Genomic DNA, 15,510 nt, shown 5'->3' on the forward strand with positions numbered 1-15,510 from the left:
TTGCATGATTGAAGTGACTGCCGCGTAATTTCGCGGCGAAAATCTTGTTTCCTCTCCCGCCGGCAGAGCGGTCAAATCAGGCTGGGGCTGTCAGTTGTCCAGATGTGCCGGTTGCGCTGGGACAGCGGGTGTCCCAATTGGGACAGGGCGGCATGGTGGTGGGCTGAAGTAAGCAAGAAGCTCCACCGATGCAAGTTGGTCAGTGGCATCCACCTCGTCGTTTGCCAGCATCTCAACTGCCCTGGCGCGTATGGCTGGGGATGAGCCATCCACCAGTTTGACGATATTGCGCGCGACCTTCTCCGCTTTCCGGTCTAGCTGCTCTTGCTCGGAGCTCGGCAAGCTTGTCTGCCACGGGCTATTGGCCTCCCGCACGTATCGCCACCTCGGTAAGCCCGTACCGGGATCAATCGCAAGTGAGTGGAAGTCCGTAGGAATCACGCGGGGCAGATAGGTCAGCATGCTGCTAACCGTGTTCTTGCTAATGCCGAATCGACCTGCGACCGAACGTAACGACTCGCCTTTCGGAAGCTCGTTGGCGCCACGGTGCGTCAGGACCGCAAGGTACTGCCAAGCGGCATCGCGGCACTGCTCCTTATGGAGGGCGAGCGATCTGCCAGTGCAGTTCACCAGCTTCGAGACAGTGACGGCGGCATGCCACTCCATCGGCAAGATGCTCGCGGGGATCGAGTCTCGACCAGCCTGCTTATAGGCAGTCAGACGATGGTGTCCGTCAACTAGATACAAGCCTTCAGCAACCGGCGCTGGCTGCTCGATGTGTGCTACCCACACCGGATCAAGGTGCGTCTGTTCCGACGCTTCTAGCGCTAGCCGAAGTGTGGCGATGTGCTGCTCGCGGCCTTGCTCTATCCGGCCCTTGTCTCGAATCGGAACGATTCGGGCCACTCTGGGCTGTAAAGCTTCGGCAAGCCGAATGTCACCGGTGATTAAAAGTTGTTGAGGGTTGCGCCTGAATTGCTCAAGCGCGGCGTCGTAGTTCATTGCTGGTCTCCAATCTAAGTCGTGGGAGACGCGCATGGCTTGGGCTCGGCGGCATCGCGCCGCTGAGTCTGTTTCGTGTGCCTGGGGCAAGCGCGCCAAGAGGAGCGTTTCTCCCCTCGTATGTGTACTGAAACGCACCGCCTATATAAATCAGACAGTTAGCGAAGTCAGGCGGAAGCTCTCAGGCCGGCTTGTCTTCGTAGGGGGGCTCCAGCAGAGAGGCAGGAGGTATCCCCAGCGCCTCGGCGAGGCGGCAAATGTTCAGTAGCGCGATGTTGCGCTGCCCTCTTTCAACCCCGCCCAGATAGCTGCGCGCAATCCCACTCTCCAGCGCGAGGCGCTCTTGGGAAAGTCCTCGGGTTCGCCTGACCTCGGCTAATCGCAGTCCGAACAGGACGCGCGGATCGGTGTGCATCGCTTCCTCCAGCATTGGGGAACGATGCCGATGCACCCTCTATCAGGCCACGCCCTATGAGTTCACCCTCTATAAGTGACATTTGGGTCGTGGTCGCTTTATCATCCGATCCGAGCGCAGTCAGCGCTCGCCTGCGCAATAAATCCTGGACAAGGGGACCAACAATGAAGTTGAAGCTTTGCAGCGTGGCCGGAGCCGTGCTTCTTCTCAGTGCGTGCGCCACTCATGCGGATTGGCTCGTTACAAAGGCCAGTCGGGCCGATGGCGTTGTCGCGCTTTCGTACGAGCGCAACGAGTTCCAGCGCCCCGACATGAGCGAGCAACAGGCAATCCAGCTTGCCGAGCAGAAGTGCAAGAACTGGGGCTACAGAGCGGCGGAGCCATTTGGATCGCAAAGCACCGAGTGCCTGTCGCGCCGAGGCTTTGGAAACTGCGGATCAAGGCGCGTCACAGTCTAGTTCCAGTGCACCGGCTCGCCCGGTCAGCAATAGTTGCCAAACGATACAGATGCCACCTGTGCGGTCAGCCCTGTTGTTCATTAGAAGCCCCACCCATCAGTAGGTGGGGCATTTCAACATATTGTTGCACGGCTAAGAAAATACTATTCCGGCTATGTCTTCAATAAAGCTGCTTACCTTCTTGGGGCCGATTTTATATTTTCCTGGGTGCCCGCACTTGTTTCTGAGATTTAAGCACTCCTCAAGAACTGATTTTTCGTTCTTATCAAAGATGCCAAGCTCTTGTGAGGTATTTAACAGTACCGACTCTTTAATTAGAACCAAGTCATCAGCTTTTGAGATGGTCTTGGCCTTGGGATCGAATTTCGCGATTGCGGGATTGACATTTTGCGTGCCGCATGAGAATACGTCATCGCGGATTTTTTTTACCGCCCCAGACCAAGTAAAGACAACGGTGGCTCGAAGAGCATTTACCTGGAGACATTTGACTGCTTCCGCCAAGTAGTCAGCCACGTCAGTATCATCTAATTTACCAATAATCGCACCTAAAGAAGAAACGTCATTTTCCACTTCGAGATCATTAGCCGGTAGATTCAATAGCTGCCTTACGTGATCGCTGCCACTTGCAGTTAAGGTCCAGAGGAATTTGTTGCCGGCCTTTCCTGGTGAATGTACGAACGGCGCTGACTTTGCCAGCACGTCAGCCAGGTTGAGCTTGTCAGTGCGAGGTATGCGTCCTCGCTTGAGAAGGGCTCGAAGAGCCTCGACTGTTACTTCATCAGTATTTTCATAGCGTTGATGAAAGTACATGGCCGCAAGACAGAGATCTCTTGTGCTGGATGCCTTGAGTGGATAAAGAAATTCGATTAGCGTCATCTAAGGATTCAGCCATCAATCACGGGGTGGAGGGTAGTGGGGTATTTCCCTTCTTAACCTTGTAGGTTTCCTTCATATACATCTCGCCACTAACCGTTAATTGCCAGCCTTTCGATTGCTGGGTGAATAGCGCCTTATTGTTATTCTTGGCGCCGCGCATTGTGTTATCGGACCTGTTGGGCACTGTTAGGCCGCAAGAGTCTGCAAGCTCTTTGATTTCTTTGGCTGAAATCGGGTAAACGCCGTAGTTTGAATACAGCCATGCAACGAGCACCATCACTGCCTCTGATGGCTTGCTTGTGTCCAACGAGCTGATGAATGCTCCAAGGTCGCTGGTGTCGGGCGCATCTGGCGACTTATTTGAATCCGTATTTTTATGTTCCGGAGGAGCTGTCTTTTTCTGCTCAAGGAATCTTGAGGTCAAGAGATCAAATGTGGAGGCGCGCACCGATGGATCCATCTGAGCAACGATTTCGTTAATGCTCAAGAGAAGCGCCTTGGTACTCTCAAAGTCTTTGCTTTCCATTGCTTTCCCCCCCTGTGGGTATTGACTGATTGACTGCATGCTGAGTGTAGCCATAAATCTGGCGAAATCTCAAAGACTGGCTTTCCTTGTGGGCTTAAGACTGGTGGTGGGAAGCCTCTCTCTTTGGCGAGGCTTAGCCTAGGCCGCCCGTAGTGCTCCCCTTCGACGCGCTTGGTCTGTGCTGATTTTCAAGCCATCAAGGTAGTCCGCCCATTCCTGCATCATCTGTCGGCGCTCCTCCAAGTACTGAGCTTGGTTGTAGATCCCGCGCACTCCGGGCATCTTGTGGGTCAGCGCAGATTCGATTGCATCAGGGTTCCAGCCGCCCATTTCGTTGAGCAACGTGCTCGCCATGTGGCGGAAGCCATGGATGGTGCTTTCGTCCTTTTCAATGCCGCAGCGTCGCGCCGCCACTAGGATGGCATTGCCGGACATATGCTTGCGCGGGTCGCGTCCGCCAGGGAAAACGAACTCGCCGCGTCCGGTCAGGGGATGCAGGTCGCGCAGAATTTCCACTGCCTGAGTCGAAAGAGCGGCGATATGGGGGCGCTTGGTCTTGGTCACGAAGTAACGCCACTGTCCGGCGTCAAGGTCCAGCTCCGCCCACCTCATGCGGACAAGCTCACCGGGTCTGGCGAACAGCAACGGTGCCAGTCGCAGGGCACTCCTGACCACTGGCCGGCTGGTGCTGATGTCAATCTTCCGCAGCACGGTCGTCGCTTCCTCCGATGTGGTGGCAGCAGCGAACGGCATGGATCGCCAGGGAGTCAGCGCTCCTTTCAATGCACCTGTCGGATCGGCTTCGGCCCGGCCAGTACGCACTGCGTACCGAAAGACTGCGCCGCAGGTCTGCAAGGCTCGATGAGCAGTCTCGATGGCGCCTCGCTGTTCGATCCGCTCCAAGTGCTTCAGCAGTTCCGGGGCGGTAATGGCTGCGATGGGGCTGCTGCCGATCCAGGGAAAGATGTCGCTCTGCAAGCGGCGGATGATCTTGTCCGCGTACTGGGTACTCCAATCCTTCTGCTGTTTGGCGAACCACTCTCGGGCGATGACCTCGAAGCTGTTCGCTGCGGCGGCCTCCCCAGCGGCCTTGACGGCCTTCCGCTGTTCACCGGGGTCTACCTTGGCCGCGAGCAGCCGACGCGCTTCCGCCAGCTTCTCCCGCGCATCTGCGAGGCTCACTTCGGGGTAGGTGCCGAATGACAGAGTGTTGCGCTTGCCGGTGACCGGGCGGCGGTAGTCGTAGCGCCACCAGCGTGCGCCGTCGGGTCGTAGCAGCAGATACAGACCGTTGCCGTCGCGCAGCTTCTGAGGCGTTGCGAGACACTTCGTCCTGCGGATGGCGGTATCGGTGAGAGGCATGGACAGCTCCTTGGCGGTAACAGGGTAGGGGATGCCCCCAGCTACCGCCAAAATTACCGCCAGCTACCGCCGGATTTGCGCGGTCTCGGCTAGACTGCCTCGGAAACAAAAAAGGCCGGAAAGCCTTATGTTGCAGGGCTTTCTGGCCTCGTTTGCACCGTCTAGGACGGAAAGATGGTGGAGCGGAAGGGGATCGAACCCTCGACCTTCGCGATGCGAACGCGACGCTCTCCCAGCTGAGCTACCGCCCCACGTGACTCGATTCTAACCACATGCCGCACCGTTCGCCAAGGCAACCGGCAGCGGACCGCGGCAAACCGGTCAATCCCGCACGGATTACTCGCGAATCAACGGGAACTTGAGGTCCGGGTTCTTCGCCTTCCATTCCTTGTACGACACCGAGCCTTCCCAGGCAGCGAAGGCCTTCGGGGTACGGCCACGGCCAGACCAGGTTTCGCCGGTGTGCGGCAGCTCGTACTTCGGCTTCACTTCGCTACGGCCGCTCTTGACCACTTCCTTGCGCGCAGAAGTGGTGCCCAGATAGGCCGCGATATCGTTACGCTGCTTGGTATTGAAGTGACCGGCAAACTGCTCGAGCAGCGAGACGATGGTGGCATGCGCAGAGGATGCCTCGCTCGCGCGCTCGGTTTTCTCCTGTTCTTCCAGCTTCTGCAGCTCGTCCAGCAGCTTGGCTTTGGCTTGCGCGATGGAATCCAGTTTCGAAGAGGTATTGCTCACAGAGGTATGGCCTCGGAATAAAGAGTGGAGACGCCGCCCTAGGGGCGAGCGCCATTATGGCATGCGGCCCGGGGGCGGCCGCTGCGTGTGCGGGGGCTTGCACACGACGTGAACAGCCTTTTCACAAGGTCTGCTTGGCCGCTTTCGCATTGTTGTTGCGGGCGCTGCCCAGCTTACACGCAGGCAAGCAAATCCGACCATGACGGGAGCAGGAGCAGGAGCAGGAGCAGGCAATGAGCGATGAACAGCGCAGCACCGGCTTACGCGAGCATGACCGCATCATTCTGCCGATGAAGCCTATGAGCCTCAGTACCGGACCACGACGCTTGGAGTGAGCGGCGTCGCACTGCGTGCAAGAGTGATGTCTGGGGCTGCTACCAGCGCACGGATCCGTGGTCAGTGATGGACTGTTTCCTACACACTCTGGCGCGTTGGGCAGCGCCGGATTGACCAGGCGCATCGCTTCGAGCAGACCGCATCTGGCAAAAAAGAAAGCCCGCATCGCTGCGGGCTGTCGTCTGCGTAACGCCGGGTTCACTGCGCCGTGTTGTCGGCCAGTAATGGCATCAGCTGCGCTTCCAGTATTTCGCGTCGCCACTGGCCCAGCGCGGCAGGCCAGCTGTGCTGCTCGATCAGGGTTTCCAGATGCCGACGCGAGGCGAGCAGGCCGTCCGCTAAGCCAAGTTCGCGGCTGCGCTGCGCCACCGCATCCTGCAAACGCTTGAGCACGGCCTTGTTGCCATCGGTGGCGGCCTGCGCCAGCGGTGCGGTGTCTTCGTCGGGTAGCGGCGTGTTGAGCGCGTCCCACACCGCGTTGGCGAGCTTGCGCGGGGCCTTGGGGAATTTGTCGAACTGGCGCAGCAAGGCGTCCAGATCCGCGGGCGGAAAGCGCGCCAGCTGGCTGGCCAGTTCGTTGTCCAGAATCCAGCTGCGCGGGCGGTCGCTCTGACGCGCCTGCAGATCGCGCCAGCGCAGCAGCCGCAGCAGCCGACGTTGCGCGGCCGGCTCCAGAAATTGTGCAGTGCGCAGGCTCACATGCGGCCAGCGCTCGCCGTCATCGTGCTCGACCGTGGCAAGCAGGCGCTCGGCGTCTTCGGCCAGCCAGCCCAGGCGATCCTGTTCGGTGAGGCGACGGGTCAGCTCGTCGTGAATCGCGAACAGGTAACGCACGTCGTCGGCGGCGTATTCCAGTTGCGATGCCGACAGCGGGCGACGCATCCAGTCCGAGCGCGTCTCGCCCTTGGTCAGCAAGGTGCCGGTGACTTCCTGCACCAGCTTCTGGTAGCCCATGCCGCCACCCACACCGGCCAGCGCGGCAGCGATCTGGGTGTCGAACAGCGGACGCGGCAACACGCCGCATGCGCACTTGAAGGTGACCAGGTCTTCGCTGGCGCTATGCATCACCTTGACGATGTCGGTGGCGGTCAACCACTCCTTGAGCGCCTCGTTCATGCCCGGGATCAGCGGGTCGATCAACAGGATCTCCTCGCCGATGGCCATCTGCACCAATGCCAGTTGCGGCCAGTAGGTGCGTTCGCGAATGAATTCGGTATCCAGGCCGATGCGCGAAGGACGCGCCGCCTGCAGGCGTTCGGTCAGCTCGGAGGGGTGGGTGATCCAATGGGGCACGTGATTTCCGTCGACAGCAAGGGTTTGCGCAGAACGCGCAGAATAGCCTAACGTCGCGATCGCCTGTCGTGCGGCAGAGCACTGGAAGGAGCAGGTGGTGGGTAAGTGCGGTAACCGGATGGCAGCGTGGGCACTGGTCGCGCTCAGCATGTGCGCCTGTTCGCGTGCCCCCGCGCCGACACCGGCGCCCGCGGCTGCGCGACAGCCGGCAGCGTCTGCGCAGCCGAACAAACCGAATGTGTCCATCGGTGGCGAAGAATCCGCCGAGACGGTCGCGCAGTGGCAGCCACCGGCGGTGGAGCTGGGCGACGAGCCCTTGGCGCAGGCACGCAAGCGCGCCGACCAAGCCCTGCAGGACGACCGCCTGTATCGTGATGCGGACGATGCGATCCCGCTGTATCTGGCGATCGAACAACGTGCCGGTGGCAAGGATGCGGCCAGTCGGCGTGGCCTGGAACAGGCACGCGCACGCTTGATCGAACGCGGGCAGGCGCTGGTTGCACAGACCGATCGGCAGGACGATGCGCTAGACCAGGCGCGCGAGCTTGCCATCGTGGCCTTGGCGCTCGCACCCAAGGACCCGAAGGTGCGCGCCTTGCAAAGCGATGTTGAAACCGCGCAACGCGTGCTCGGTTTCAACCGCGCCGGCGAAGAAGATCTGCGCGGTGGCCGTCTGGGCGAAGACGGCAATGGCGCGCTGGCGAATTTCCGCGATGCTGCGCAGCTGGACCCCGACAACCCACGCACGCGCCAGGGCCTGGCGGCAGTGGAAAGCGGTTTGCTGGAGCGCGCCGAACAGGCCGCCGACGCTGCCGATTTCATCGGCGCGCGTTACTGGTTGCAGATGGCCGGGCAGGTGCGCGACCGCGCGCCGACCATTGCCGATGCGCGCGCGCGCATCGAGCGCACCCGGCGCGCGCAGATCGCGGCTTTACACGACGCCGGTCTGCACGATCTGACCTCGCCGCGCGGGCTCAAGGCGGCCGGCGAGAAACTGGCGGAAGTGTTGCGCATTGCCGACCCGGGCGACCCGATGGCCGGCGACCTGCGGCGTCGCCTGGAATTGGCCACCCACTACGGCAGCTTCCGCCCCGGGCAGGTGTTCACCGATGGGCTCAAGGTCGGTGGCCGTGGGCCGCAGATGATCGTGGTGCCGCATGGCGCCTTCCAGATGGGCGCAGGCGACGCCGAACCGGGGGCATCCGACAACGAGCGCCCGGCGCATTACGTGCGCTTCGCGCGCGGCTTCGCGCTGTCGATCACCGAAGTGACGGTCGCCGAGTTCCGCCAGTTCGTCGAAGCCACCGGCGCGCGTCCGCGCGCCACCCGGCGCGGACACTCGGTGGTGTACGACGAGCGCAGCGGCAACTTCATCCGCCGCAGCGGCGTGGACTGGCAATCCGACTACAACGGCGCGCAGGCTGCGCCCAACAGCCCGGTGATGCACGTCAGCGTCCGCGATGCCGAAGCATATGCGTCGTGGCTGTCGGAACAGACCGGTCGCCATTACCACGTGCCCAGCGAGGCCGAGTTCGAGTACGCGGTGCGCGCCGGCACCACCGGACGCTATCCGTGGGGCAAGGCCGGCTCGCCACCGCGCGATGCAGGTAATTTCACCGGCGGCAACGACGTCTCGCGCAGCGGCCGGCACTGGAATAACGGCTTCGTCGGCTACGGCGATGGGTTCTGGGGGCCTGCACCGGCGGGCAGCTTCCGCGCCAATGCGTGGGGCCTGCACGACATGGGCGGGAACCTGAGCGAATGGGTGGCCGATTGCTGGCACGCCAGTTATCGGCGAGCACCGGCCGACGGCGCGGCGTGGTTCAACCCGGGCTGCCGGCAGCGCATGATCCGCGGCGGCAGCTGGGCCAATTCGCCGCAGCAGACGCGTGCGGCCTGGCGGCAGTCGCAGGACTCCGATAGCACCAGTGCGCGCATCGGTTTCCGGCTGGCACGCGGGATCTAGTCGCGCGGCTGCGGCCAAGTAGGCGCCGAGCGTGCGGTCGGGTTGCCCAGGTTTGGCGCGCTGCAGAGTCGCTTCTCGCCCAGTGGAGGTGCATTGGCTGCTAGCCAGCGGTGCCGCGGTAACACCTTGCAGCGTGGACGACACGCTTCGCCGGCCGAGCAACACCGTCCAAAACAGACACAGCGGCAACCGCACACGCACGCTGGCACGGAGGGCGTCGGGATGAAGCTAGGTCGATCCGACAATGCAGCCGCTGCAAGGAAAATGGCCGGTAATGCCTGTGCCCTTTACCGTCTTCAGAACCAGGAGCTAACCAGCCGCCATTTGCAGCGTTCCTGGGTTCCATGGCTTAACCGCAGCGAACACCCGCCCGCACCAGGCCGGAACCGCTGGCGCAGACCGAGGTCGAAGCGCCAGCGCTTCTGAAGGACTGCTGCGATGGGCATGGGAATCAAAGTGTTTCGCTGGGTCGTGGCAATCCTGCTGATCGGCGGCAGTGGCTATGCCGTTGCGCGGCATATGCAGGACGGCAACACCGCCGGGCATTACCGCTCGGTGGAAGTGGTCCGCCCGGAAGGCGCGCCCAAGGCGATGGTGGTGCTATTGCCCGATAGCGGCCATCCGCAGCAGGCGCAACAACTGGCCGACATGCTGAGCAACGACGGTGCGTTGGTTGCAGTGATCGATACCGCCAGCTACCGCGAACGTGTGCGCTCGCACCACGCCGCGTGCAGCTCGCTGGCCGACGATGCCGAGCGACTCGGCAAGAAATTGCTGCGCGCCGAACACGTGGACGCGTTCCTGCCGCCGGTGCTGGTGGGGCAGGGCGATGGCGCGGTGCTGGCGCGTCAGGCCTTGGCGTCTGCCGCACCCGACGTGCTCGGCGGCGCGGTGGTCGCCGATGCCGGCACCAAGGAGGCGGGCCTGGCCTGCTCGCGCGATGTGCCCGATGCCAATCAGGGCTTCCTCGATGATCTGGTCGACGATGCCAGCCCGATGCAGATTGCCGCAGCGACACGCGGCCACTTCCAGGCAGCGCAGGCGCAGGGTCTGGGCGATCTGCCGTTGGTCGAACTGCACGCGCCCGGCAGCGACAAGCTGGTGGTGATGCTGTCCGGCGATGGCGGCTGGCGCGAGCTGGACAAGGGCATTGCCGCACAGTTGCAGCAGCAGGGCGTGTCGGTGGTGGGCTGGAACAGCCTGCGCTACTTCTGGGCCAGCCGCACGCCGCAGCAGGTGGGTGCCGATCTTGACCGAGTGATCGCCGCCTATCGGCAACGGTGGCATATCCATCACGTGGCGCTGGTCGGTTACTCGTTCGGCGCCGACGTGCTGCCGTTCGCCTACCCGGACCTGTCGCCGCAGCAGCGCGCCTCGGTGCAGTTCGTCAGCCTGCTCGGGCTTGGTCATCAGGCCGACTTCAAGGTGCGCGTCGGCGGCTGGCTGGGCTGGCATAACGATGCCGAGCGCGATGTCGAACCTGCGCTCCAGTCGCTGGATGCGCATCGTCTGCAATGCATTTACGGCAGCGAAGAAAAAGACACGCTATGCCCGGAGCTGCGCACGCGCGGTGTGGAGGTCGTGATGCGGCCCGGCGGGCATCACTTCGATCACGACCCGGTGGTGCTGGCTGGCGTGCTGATGCAGGGCTGGCAGCATGCGGCAACGCAGATGCCCGCCCACAGCTAGCGCGTGTTCATACCCTTGCCATGCGTGCAAAGCCTCGTGGCGGTTTGAGATATCGCCAGGCGGTTGCGGCTGCGCGGGCAAAGTACGCGACGCAGTGGCGGCGCACACGAGGGCATTGCTGCGAGCCTCGTTGCTCATCATTGTCGCGATCACGCAGTATGCGGTCGCCAACGCGTTGTCGGTCATGCGGCACAAATACCCGCAGCCGCGCTACTACGAGCAGTCATTGCACACCATCGTCGCGACGACACCGCTTGCGGTCTGCCAATCCGCCGTCGGTTATCCGGCGCAAGCACCCGCACCTGCGTTGTCGCCGTCAGTCGTCGCTCGGCTCGACCCGCACCGCGATACTGCCATCGGCCAGTTGCGCACGCAGGCGCTCGCCTGGCGCCACGTCGGCGGCGCTGCGCACCACGCTGCCATCGGCAGGACGGGTGACGATGGCATAACCGCGTGCCACGGTGGCGAGCGGGCTGACCGCTTCCAGCGAGCGCACCAGGCCGCGCAAACGTAATTGATCGTGCTGCAGCCGCCGTTGCATCGCCGCCTGCGGGTGTAATGCGCGCAACCGTTGTTGCAAGGTAGCCAGATTGCGTTGCGGGTTCTGCGCCTGCAGGCGCGTCTGCCCGCGTTGCACGCGTGCCTGCAGACGCTCCATCAGCTGGGTCATGCGCGCGCGCAACTGCCAGCCGGCTTCTTCCTGGCGGCGCTGCAGCAGCTGCAATCGCGCCTGCGGGCTGTGCGCCCGCAAGCGCAATGCGAGTCGGTCGGCGCGTTGCATCGCATTGCCCAATGCGTGCTGTTGCAGCTGGGCGATGCGCGCGCGTGCGCGCCGCACCCGTGCGACCAGTTCGCGTTGATCGGGCACCAGCAATTCGGCTGCCACCGACGGCGTGGGGGCACGCACGTCGGCGACAAAATCGCTGAGACTGAAGTCGGTCTCGTGGCCCACCGCCGACACCACCGGCGTCTGTGCGGCGGCAATCGCACGCGCCAGGCGCTCGTCGTTGAACGCCCACAGATCTTCCAGCGAGCCGCCGCCCCGGGTGATCAGGATGACGTCATAGCGCCCGGATGCATCGGCGCGCTGCAGTAGCGAGGTGACTTGCGCCGCAGCGCTGTCGCCTTGCACCAGCGACGGCAACAGGTCCACTTCCAGCAGCGGGAAGCGCCGTGCCAGCACGCTGAGCACGTCGCGCACGGCCGCACCGCTGGGCGAGGTGATCACCGCCAGTCGCCGCACGTGCGCAGGCAATGGCTGCTTGCGCTCGGCATCGAACAGGCCTTCTGCCGCAAGCCGCGCGCGTAGTTCATCGAAAGCCCGCCGCAGCGCGCCTTCGCCGGCTTCTTCCATGTGGTCGAGCACCAGCTGGTAGTCGCCGCGCGCTTCGTACAAGGTCAAGCGGCCGCGTGCGAGCACGCGCAGGCCTTCGCGTGGCTGAAACTTCAGCCAGGTGCTCTTGGGCTTGAACATCGCGCAGCGGATCTGCGCGCGCGCATCCTTGAGCGTGAAATACAGATGGCCGGAAGACGGGCGGGTGACGCTGCTCAGTTCGGCTTCCACCCAGACCAACGGGAAGCTGCCTTCCAGCAGGTCGCGCGCCAACGTGTTGAGCTGGCTGGGAGTGAGGATCTGTTGGTTGCGGTCTGCCATCGCCGCATTATCCCGCAGTGGCGATGCGCATGCGTGAGCGCAGCGGCTGGAAGCTCAGATGCCGTGTTGCGCCAGTGCCCAGCCCACGTGTTCGCGGACCAGCTCCGACGCGTCGTGGCGACGGGCTTCCAACGCCGCCAACACCTCCGGCGTGCCGGGCGCGTTGCCCAGGCCGACGGCGATATTGCGCAACCAACGCTGATGGCCGCTGCGGCGGATCGGGCTGCCTTCGGTACGTTGCAGGAACTCGGCTTCGTCCCAGGCGAACAGCTGCGGCAGCGTCGCCACATCCAATGCGTTGCGGGCGCGGAAGTCGGCCTCATCGGTGCGTTGGGCGAACTTGTTCCAGGGGCAGACCAGCTGGCAGTCGTCGCAGCCGAAGATGCGGTTGCCGATCGGCTTGCGCATTTCTTCCGGAATTGCACCATCGTGCTCGATGGTGAGATAGGCGATGCAGCGGCGTGCATCCAGCCGATACGGCGCAATGATGGCCTGGGTCGGGCAGATGTCGATGCAGCGCGTGCAGGTGCCGCAATGCGCAGTGGCGGGCGTGTCGACCGGCAGCGGCAGATCCAGGTAGATCTCGCCCAGAAAGAACCACGAGCCGCCGTTGCGGTCGATCAGGCAGGTGTGTTTGCCGATCCAGCCCAGCCCGGCGTTGCGGGCCAGCGCGCGTTCCAGCACCGGTGCGGAATCGACGAATACGCGGTAGCCGAAGGCGCGGATCTCGCCCTGGATGCGCTTGGCCAGTTTTTGCAGCCGGTTGCGCATCAGCTTGTGGTAATCGCGGCCCAATGCATAACGCGCCACGTATGCACGGGTGCCATCGTGCAAGGTCGTCCAGGCCTCGGTGTCGTCCTTGCGGCCGTAATCCATGCCCACCGACAACACCCGCAAGGTGCCCGGCACCAGCTCCTGCGGACGCGAGCGCTTGTCGCCGTGCTGGGCCATCCAGTGCATCGTTCCGTACAGGCCTTCTTCCAGCCAGCTGCGCAGATGCGCCTCGTCTTCGCCCAGCTCGATACCGGTAATGCCGCAGCGTTGAAAGCCCGCTTCGCGCGCAAGCGCACGGATGCGCGCGGCAGCATGGGTGGGGTCGGGGTGGGCGAGGGCGGCAGACATGGCGACAAGTATAGAATTCCCGGCATGTACGCACCGCTCGCTCTTTACGACACCGCTGCCGCGCGCACGCTCGATGCGCAGGCCACCACGCTGCTGGGTGGCGATGGCTACACCTTGATGCAACGCGCCGGGCAGGCCGCCTGGCAATGGTTGCTGGAACGCTGGCCGCAGGCGCGGCGCATCGTGGTGGTGTGCGGCACCGGCAACAACGGCGGCGATGGCTACGTGCTGGCACGACTGGCGCAGCGCGCCGGACGCCAGGTGTGCGTGGTGCATCTGCCCGAGCACGGCCCGGCCTCGGCGCTGGCCCAGCGCGCCTGCACCGAGTATCTGGCCGTTGGCGGTGCGATCGAGCTGTTTCCAACTCCGCTGGCGCAGGCCGATGTCATCGTCGATGCGCTGTTCGGTATCGGCCTGAACCGCGCGCCGGATGCGCAGACCGCCGCATTGATCGAGGCCATCAACGCGGCCGGTACCCCGGTGCTGGCGCTGGATGTGCCCAGCGGGATCGATGCCGACCACGGTGTCGCTTTCGAGACCGCGGTGCGCGCGGATGTCACCTTGCAGTTCATCGTCCCGCATCTCGGCTTGTATACCGGCGACGCACTGGAATACACGGGCGAACGCGGCATCGCCGCGCTGGACGTGCCGGCCTCTGCATTCGAGGGGCTGCATCCGGCCGCACACAGCTGGGACATTGATGCCCTGTCCGCGCACTTGCGGCCGCGTCGGCGCAATACGCACAAGGGCGAATCGGGGCGTGTGCTGTGCGTGGGCGGCAATCTCGGCAGCGGCGGCGCGATCCTGCTGACCGCCGAAGCTGCATTGCGCAGTGGCGCAGGGTTGGTGCAGGTCGCCACTCGCGCCGAGCATGTCACCGCGCTGCTGGCGCGCTGCCCCGAAGCGATGGTGCGCGCCGTGCAGGCGGACGAAGACATCGCCGCACTGGCCGATGCCGCCGATGTCGTTGCGCTTGGGCCGGGACTGGGCCAGGACGACTGGGCGCGCGCGTTGTGGCAAGGCGTGCTGGGGTCGGACAGCGCGGTCGTCATCGATGCCGATGGCCTGAATCTGCTGGCGGCGACTGCCGCGACACAGCGTGGCCCGCGCGTATTGACCCCGCATCCTGGCGAAGCAGGGCGGCTGCTGGGAATCCCTACTGCGCAGGTGCAGCGCGATCGCTTGGCCGCCGCTGCCGCGTTGGCCCAGCGGTTTGATGCAGTAATCGTGCTCAAGGGGGCCGGCACGGTGGTGGCTGCCCCGCATGCGGTGCCGCGGATCATTGACGCCGGCAATCCCGGCATGGCCGTCGGCGGCATGGGCGACCTGCTGACCGGGGTGATCGCCGCCTTGCTGGGGCAGGGCTGGTCGGCCTTCGATGCCGCCAGCCTTGGCGCCTTGCTGCATGGCTGCGCCGGCGATGCGGCCGCACGCGATGGCGAGCGCGGCCTGTTGCCCACCGACCTGCTGCCGCAGCTGCGTCGTCTCGCCAATGCCGGAGCCGGCGCATGAATCAGCTCGACGCACATCTGATCGACGCCGAAGCCACGGAAGCACTCGGCCGCGCCCTGGCCGCGGTGCGGCCTGCCACGGCGATGGTGCAACTGCATGGCGACCTCGGCGCCGGCAAATCCACGCTTGCGCGTGCGCTGCTGCGGGCGCTTGGCGTCACCGGCCCCATCCGCAGCCCGACCTACACCCTGGTCGAGCGTTATCCGCTGAGCAGCGGCGACGAAGCCTGGCATCTGGATCTGTACCGCATCGGCAATGCCGGCGAGCTCGATTTCCTCGGTCTGGACGAGGGCAGCGCCAGCCTGTGGCTGGTCGAATGGCCGGAGCGCGGCGCAGGCATCTTGCCGCCGGTGGATCTGGACGTGGAATTGGCCGTGGAGGGTGACGGGCGCAGCGTACGGTTGCTGGGCCGCAGCCCAGCCGGGCGCGACTGGCTGCATGCGGTGGCCCAACAGGCCGAGTTGCAGCCTCTTTTTGTCAGTGGACAAGAAGAATGAACGCCAGGTTACGGATTATTAAGGGAAATCACCTTGCAATTCACCCGGTTGGATGATTGAATCC

13 protein-coding genes and 1 tRNA gene are annotated in these 15,510 nt (G+C 63.8%); 4 read left to right on the forward strand and 10 right to left on the reverse strand.

The features are described from left to right. Positions 1-90 precede the first annotated feature (90 nt). The 8 genes from VC212_RS15675 to rnd form a co-directional block, all read right to left on the reverse strand. Positions 91-1,002 (reverse strand): ParB N-terminal domain-containing protein, encoded by a 912-nt coding sequence (locus VC212_RS15675; RefSeq protein WP_323526296.1) that lies wholly within the window; start codon positions 1,000-1,002, stop codon positions 91-93. Between the two features lie 181 nt (positions 1,003-1,183). After that, positions 1,184-1,417 (reverse strand): helix-turn-helix transcriptional regulator, encoded by a 234-nt coding sequence (locus VC212_RS15680; protein WP_323526297.1) that lies wholly within the window; start codon positions 1,415-1,417, stop codon positions 1,184-1,186. Positions 1,418-2,007: 590 nt separating this feature from the next. Then, the gene (locus tag VC212_RS15685) at positions 2,008-2,751 is read right to left on the reverse strand and encodes a hypothetical protein (RefSeq protein WP_323526298.1); all 744 of its coding nucleotides are present in this window, start codon (positions 2,749-2,751) and stop codon (positions 2,008-2,010) included. Positions 2,752-2,770: 19 nt separating this feature from the next. Next, positions 2,771-3,277, reverse strand: a complete 507-nt coding sequence (locus tag VC212_RS15690; RefSeq protein ID WP_146098887.1) for a hypothetical protein — start codon at positions 3,275-3,277, stop codon at positions 2,771-2,773. A gap of 138 nt (positions 3,278-3,415) precedes the next feature. Then, the gene (locus tag VC212_RS15695; RefSeq protein WP_104644431.1) at positions 3,416-4,639 is read right to left on the reverse strand and encodes an integrase arm-type DNA-binding domain-containing protein; all 1,224 of its coding nucleotides are present in this window, start codon (positions 4,637-4,639) and stop codon (positions 3,416-3,418) included. A 175-nt stretch (positions 4,640-4,814) separates the two neighbouring features. After that, positions 4,815-4,890 (reverse strand) — tRNA-Ala (locus VC212_RS15700). An 85-nt stretch (positions 4,891-4,975) separates the two neighbouring features. Next, the gene (locus VC212_RS15705; protein WP_055851906.1) at positions 4,976-5,377 is read right to left on the reverse strand and encodes an H-NS family nucleoid-associated regulatory protein; all 402 of its coding nucleotides are present in this window, start codon (positions 5,375-5,377) and stop codon (positions 4,976-4,978) included. Positions 5,378-5,911: 534 nt separating this feature from the next. Beyond that, a complete protein-coding gene (rnd, locus tag VC212_RS15710) occupies positions 5,912-7,006 on the reverse strand; it encodes a ribonuclease D (protein WP_115527947.1) in 1,095 nt (364 codons plus the stop codon). 148 nt (positions 7,007-7,154) lie between these two features. On the opposite strand from rnd, the gene VC212_RS15715 reads away from it, so the two are divergent. Next, positions 7,155-8,972, forward strand: a complete 1,818-nt coding sequence (locus VC212_RS15715; protein ID WP_055852314.1) for a formylglycine-generating enzyme family protein — start codon at positions 7,155-7,157, stop codon at positions 8,970-8,972. Positions 8,973-9,410: 438 nt separating this feature from the next. Next, on the forward strand, positions 9,411-10,661 hold the full coding sequence (locus VC212_RS15720; RefSeq protein ID WP_323526299.1) for a virulence factor: 1,251 nt from the start codon (positions 9,411-9,413) through the stop codon (positions 10,659-10,661). A 316-nt stretch (positions 10,662-10,977) separates the two neighbouring features. Here VC212_RS15720 and xseA read toward each other — a convergent pair whose 3' ends face one another. Both xseA and queG read right to left on the reverse strand, forming a co-directional pair. Then, entirely contained in the window at positions 10,978-12,315 is a 1,338-nt protein-coding gene (xseA, locus tag VC212_RS15725; protein WP_323526300.1) for an exodeoxyribonuclease VII large subunit, read from the reverse strand. A gap of 54 nt (positions 12,316-12,369) precedes the next feature. Then, positions 12,370-13,437 (reverse strand): tRNA epoxyqueuosine(34) reductase QueG, encoded by a 1,068-nt coding sequence (gene queG, locus VC212_RS15730; RefSeq protein WP_323526301.1) that lies wholly within the window; start codon positions 13,435-13,437, stop codon positions 12,370-12,372. Between the two features lie 24 nt (positions 13,438-13,461). Between queG and VC212_RS15735 the strand changes: the two genes are divergently transcribed. Together VC212_RS15735 and tsaE are read left to right on the forward strand one after the other, a co-directional pair. Next, positions 13,462-14,949: an NAD(P)H-hydrate dehydratase gene (locus VC212_RS15735; protein WP_323526302.1), complete on the forward strand. Its 1,488-nt coding sequence runs from the start codon at positions 13,462-13,464 to the stop codon at positions 14,947-14,949. Then, positions 14,946-15,446: a tRNA (adenosine(37)-N6)-threonylcarbamoyltransferase complex ATPase subunit type 1 TsaE gene (gene tsaE / locus VC212_RS15740; protein ID WP_115527942.1), complete on the forward strand. Its 501-nt coding sequence runs from the start codon at positions 14,946-14,948 to the stop codon at positions 15,444-15,446. Before VC212_RS15735 ends, tsaE begins: the two co-directional genes overlap by 4 nt. The last annotated feature ends 64 nt before the right edge of the window (positions 15,447-15,510 follow it).

This window comes from Xanthomonas sp. WHRI 8932A (assembly GCF_035012785.1).
GTDB lineage: Bacteria > Pseudomonadota > Gammaproteobacteria > Xanthomonadales > Xanthomonadaceae > Xanthomonas.

Excerpts from the sequence above, each read along its gene's own strand:
- VC212_RS15685 (WP_323526298.1), bottom strand. The coding sequence starts at position 2,751 with ATGACGCTAATCGAATTTCTTTATCCACTCAAGGCATCCAGCACAAGA.
- VC212_RS15675 (WP_323526296.1), bottom strand. The coding sequence starts at position 1,002 with ATGAACTACGACGCCGCGCTTGAGCAATTCAGGCGCAACCCTCAACAA.
- VC212_RS15680 (WP_323526297.1), bottom strand. The coding sequence starts at position 1,417 with ATGCACACCGATCCGCGCGTCCTGTTCGGACTGCGATTAGCCGAGGTC.
- VC212_RS15695 (WP_104644431.1), bottom strand. The coding sequence starts at position 4,639 with ATGCCTCTCACCGATACCGCCATCCGCAGGACGAAGTGTCTCGCAACG.
- tsaE (WP_115527942.1), top strand. The coding sequence starts at position 14,946 with ATGAATCAGCTCGACGCACATCTGATCGACGCCGAAGCCACGGAAGCA.
- VC212_RS15720 (WP_323526299.1), top strand. The coding sequence starts at position 9,411 with ATGGGCATGGGAATCAAAGTGTTTCGCTGGGTCGTGGCAATCCTGCTG.
- VC212_RS15735 (WP_323526302.1), top strand. The coding sequence starts at position 13,462 with ATGTACGCACCGCTCGCTCTTTACGACACCGCTGCCGCGCGCACGCTC.
- VC212_RS15715 (WP_055852314.1), top strand. The coding sequence starts at position 7,155 with ATGTGCGCCTGTTCGCGTGCCCCCGCGCCGACACCGGCGCCCGCGGCT.
- xseA (WP_323526300.1), bottom strand. The coding sequence starts at position 12,315 with ATGGCAGACCGCAACCAACAGATCCTCACTCCCAGCCAGCTCAACACG.
- VC212_RS15690 (WP_146098887.1), bottom strand. The coding sequence starts at position 3,277 with ATGGAAAGCAAAGACTTTGAGAGTACCAAGGCGCTTCTCTTGAGCATT.
- queG (WP_323526301.1), bottom strand. The coding sequence starts at position 13,437 with ATGTCTGCCGCCCTCGCCCACCCCGACCCCACCCATGCTGCCGCGCGC.